The organism is Pseudoalteromonas sp. Isolate3 (genome assembly GCF_022398505.1).
GTDB lineage: Bacteria > Pseudomonadota > Gammaproteobacteria > Enterobacterales > Alteromonadaceae > Pseudoalteromonas > Pseudoalteromonas apostichopi.
The window spans coordinates 1-4,072 of sequence record NZ_JAKEVN010000186.1; the positions used below are offsets into that span (position 1 = coordinate 1).

Annotated in this window: 3 protein-coding genes; all 3 read left to right on the forward strand. The window is 40.8% G+C overall.

What is annotated here, in order from left to right:
• Positions 1–220 precede the first annotated feature (220 nt).
• From L1D46_RS19835 to L1D46_RS19845, 3 genes are read left to right on the forward strand one after another with little or no spacing between them, the layout of a single operon-like run.
• A complete protein-coding gene (locus tag L1D46_RS19835) occupies positions 221–1,435 on the forward strand; it encodes a thiamine pyrophosphate-dependent dehydrogenase E1 component subunit alpha (protein ID WP_239978104.1) in 1,215 nt (404 codons plus the stop codon).
• On the forward strand, positions 1,435–2,412 hold the full coding sequence (locus tag L1D46_RS19840) for an alpha-ketoacid dehydrogenase subunit beta (protein ID WP_130051548.1): 978 nt from the start codon (positions 1,435–1,437) through the stop codon (positions 2,410–2,412). Before L1D46_RS19835 ends, L1D46_RS19840 begins: the two co-directional genes overlap by 1 nt.
• 8 nt (positions 2,413–2,420) lie before the next feature.
• Positions 2,421–3,992, forward strand: coding sequence for a dihydrolipoyllysine-residue acetyltransferase (locus tag L1D46_RS19845; protein ID WP_239978105.1), 1,572 nt, complete (start codon positions 2,421–2,423; stop codon positions 3,990–3,992).
• Positions 3,993–4,072 lie beyond the last annotated feature (80 nt).

Sequence of the window (4,072 nt, forward strand, 5' to 3'; positions counted from 1 at the left end):
AGAATTTATTTCGTTGTATAGTTAACTTTCCATGCGTTTTTAGCCATTTATCACCTATTCGTCTATGATTAGTTGAATAACAACTTACGTTAACGTAAAGTGACGGCAGTTTAATTTAATTAGATTGAATATTACGCAAACTTTATCCTTACAGCTCATGCTGATAAAAATAGAAATAAGGGCAGTGGCGTAGGTTTCTGACAACGAAAGAAGGTAGGTTATGAGTAATCCAAATAACGTATCGCTAAACATTAATCATGAACTGTCATTTATTGATGGTCACGCATTAACGATCCCTACATTAAGCATTCTTAATGAGGAAGGCGACATCCACGAAGGTGCAACCGCACCCGATATCGACAAAGCAACTGCAATCCGTTTATACGAGACAATGCGTTTTATTAGAGCGCTTGATGAGCGTATGCAAGCAGCACAGCGTCAAGGTCGAGTTAGCTTTTACATGCAATGCTTAGGTGAAGAAGCTGCTGTAACGGCATCGGCTGCAGCGCTTGACCAAAATGACATGATCATGGCCCAGTACCGTGAACAAGCCGCTTTACGCTATCGTGGTTTTAGCCTAGACCAATTCATGAACCAAATGTTTTCAAACGAAAAAGATTTGGGTAAAGGTCGCCAAATGCCAATTCACTACGGCTCACGCGAACTCAACTATATGACCATTTCATCTCCGCTTGGTACGCAAATTCCGCAAGCAACAGGTTATGCGTATGGTCAAAAAGTTCGTCACATTGATGCCCAAACAGGTGAGTTGAACAGTACGATTGATAACATCACCATTTGTTATTTTGGCGAAGGTGCGGCATCTGAAGGTGATTTTCATGCTGGTTTGAATATGGCTGCAGTTCATGAAGCACCGGTTATCTTCTTTGCGCGTAATAATGGCTATGCGATATCAACACCTGCAGATGAACAATTTAAAGGTGATGGTATTGCATCACGCGGTGTTGGCTATGGCATTAAAACAATTCGTGTTGACGGTGCTGATGCGCTTGCAGTTTATGCTGCAACGAAAAAAGCCCGTGAAATTGCTACTACCAAAGGTGAACCAGTTTTAATTGAATCGATTGCCTATCGTTTAGGTGCTCACTCAACTAGTGACGATCCTAGCGGCTACCGTACAAAAGACGAAGAAGCAAAACATAAAGGCTGTCCAATTGAGCGTTTCCGTAAGTGGTTATTAAAACAAGGTTGGTTAGACGAAGCGCAAGACGCAAAAGATAAAGAAACAATCCGTGAAGAAATCTTAGCGGCTCTTAAACGCGCTGAAAAAGTTGCAAAACCAGCATTAGAAGATCTTATTTCTGATGTTTATGATAAGCCAATTCCATCACTGCAAAAACAATACGAAGAATTAAAAGAGCACATTTTGCAGCATCCTGATGCTTATCCAACAACTGCAGGGAGATTAAAGTAATGGCTAAAATGAACATGCTTCATGCAATTAACTCTGCCCTTGATATCACCATGGCAGAGCATCCAAATGCATGTATTTTTGGTGAAGACGTTGGCTATTTTGGTGGTGTATTCCGTGCAACATCTGGCTTACAAGAAAAATATGGTAAGCACCGTGTGTTTAATACACCATTAACTGAGCAAGGTATTTTAGGTTTTGCTAATGGTCTGGCTGCTTTTGGTGCGCCTGCTTTAGCTGAAATTCAATTTGCAGATTATATTTTTCCTGCATTTGACCAAATCGTAAATGAATCTGCTAAATTCCGTTACCGTAGTGGTAATGAATTTAATGTAGGCAACCTAACAATTCGTACTCCTTATGGCGGTGGTATTGCGGGTGGTTTATATCATTCACAATCACCGGAAGCTTATTTTGCTCATACACCGGGTTTGAAACTTGTTGTGCCACGTAACCCTTATCAAGCAAAAGGTTTGCTTCGTGCATCAATTAAAGATGATAACCCAGTTATTTTCTTTGAGCCAAAACGCTTATACCGTGCATCAACAGGTGAGGTACCAGAAGAGGATTACAGCATCGAGCTTGGTAAAGCAGAAGTCATTCAAGAGGGTACTGATGTTACTTTGCTTGCTTGGGGTGCACAAATGGAAATCGTTGAAGATGCCGCTAAAAAAGCAGCAGAGCAAGGAATTAGTTGTGAAGTCATCGACTTACGAACTATTTTACCGTGGGATGTTGAGACAATCGCTAAATCAGTAACCAAAACCGGTCGTTTAGTGGTTAGCCACGAAGCGCCAATCACAAATGGTTTTGGTGCAGAAATCGTTGCAACAATTCAACAAGAGTGTTTCTTACACCTTGAATCGCCAATTGCTCGAGTGTGTGGTTTAGATACGCCATACCCATTAGCACTTGAAAAAGAATATGTGCCAGATGCACTTAAAGTGCTTGCTGCGATTAAGCAATCTGTAGAGTTTTAGGAGTCAGTATGTCTAAAGATTTTATCTTGCCAGATATCGGCGAAGGCATCGTAGAATGTGAAATTGTTGAATGGTTAGTTGCAGAGGGCGATTCTGTAAAAGAAGATCAGCCAATTTGTGACGTCATGACCGACAAAGCGCTTGTGCAAATTCCAGCTGTCCATGATGGTGTGATCAGTAAGCTTTATTATGCAAAAGGTGATATTGCTAAAGTACATGCACCATTATTTGCGATGGATGTTGATGGTGAAGCACCTACGCAAAACGAAGAAGCTCAAGCTCCAGTTGAAGCAGCCGAAATACCTGAATCTGGTGAACATTTAGAAGATTTCATTTTACCTGACATCGGTGAAGGTATTGTTGAGTGTGAAATCGTTGAGTGGTTAGTCAGCGAAGGTGATGAAATCGTTGAAGACCAAGCTGTGTGTGATGTAATGACAGACAAAGCATTGGTTCAAATTCCGGCTAAATATACAGGTAAAGTTGAAAAGCTTTATTATAAGAAAGGCGATATTGCCGCTGTTCACAGTCCATTATTCCAAATGAGCATTGTAGGCCAAAACTCAGAGCCTGATGTAAGCTCTGCGGTAGTTAAAGCGCAAACAAATGCAGCGACTAAGCCAGCACAAAAGCCTGTGTCTGCATCAAATGAGACTAAACAACTTAATAAGAAAGCAGTTGCTTCACCAGCTGTTCGTCGTAAAGCACGTGAACTTGATGTAGATTTAACACAAGTACCAGGCTCTGGTAAAAATGGCCGAATTTACAAGCAAGACATCGAAGATTTCTTGAACGAATCACCAAGCCAAGCAGTAACACAACAAGCTGCTCCTAAAGCGGCAGAGCCTGTAAAAACTGCAGCATCCACAGCTGGTGGTAGTCATGTTGAGCCTATTAAAGGCATTAAAGCGGCAATGGCTAAACAAATGGTTGCGTCAGTATCGACAATTCCTCATTTTACTTTTTGTGATGAAATTGACCTGACAAAATTGATTGCTATGCGAAGCGAACTTAAAGAGCAGTATAAGCAACAGGGCGTTAAGTTAACTATGATGCCATTCTTTATCAAAGCTCTATCGCTTGCAATGAAGCAGTTCCCAGTACTTAACTCACAAGTGAATGATGATTGTAGTGAGCTGACTTATTTTGACGACCATAACATTGGTATGGCGGTTGATTCTAAGATTGGCTTATTAGTACCAAATGTTAAAGCATGTCAGTCAAAGAGTATTGTTGATGTTGCAAATGAAGTTACGCGCTTAACTGAAGCAGCACGGGATGGACGTGTATCACCAGATGATTTAAAAGGAGGTACAATTAGTATCTCTAACATTGGTGCTATTGGCGGCACAATTGCAACCCCGATCATCAATAAACCAGAAGTGGCCATTGTTGCATTAGGTAAGTTACAACATTTACCTCGTTTTGACGAACAGGGTAATGTGGTTTCAGCAGCCATTATGCAAGTAAGCTGGTCTGGCGACCATCGAGTGATTGATGGCGGAACAATTGCCCGCTTCAATAACTTGTGGAAGTCTTATTTAGAAGATCCTGCAAAAATGATGATGGCTATGAGCTAACATTATTAATAAATAAAAAACCAGCCTCGGCTGGTTTTTTTTATAGTATTTAATTTATATTTTAAAGACCGTAATAGTAC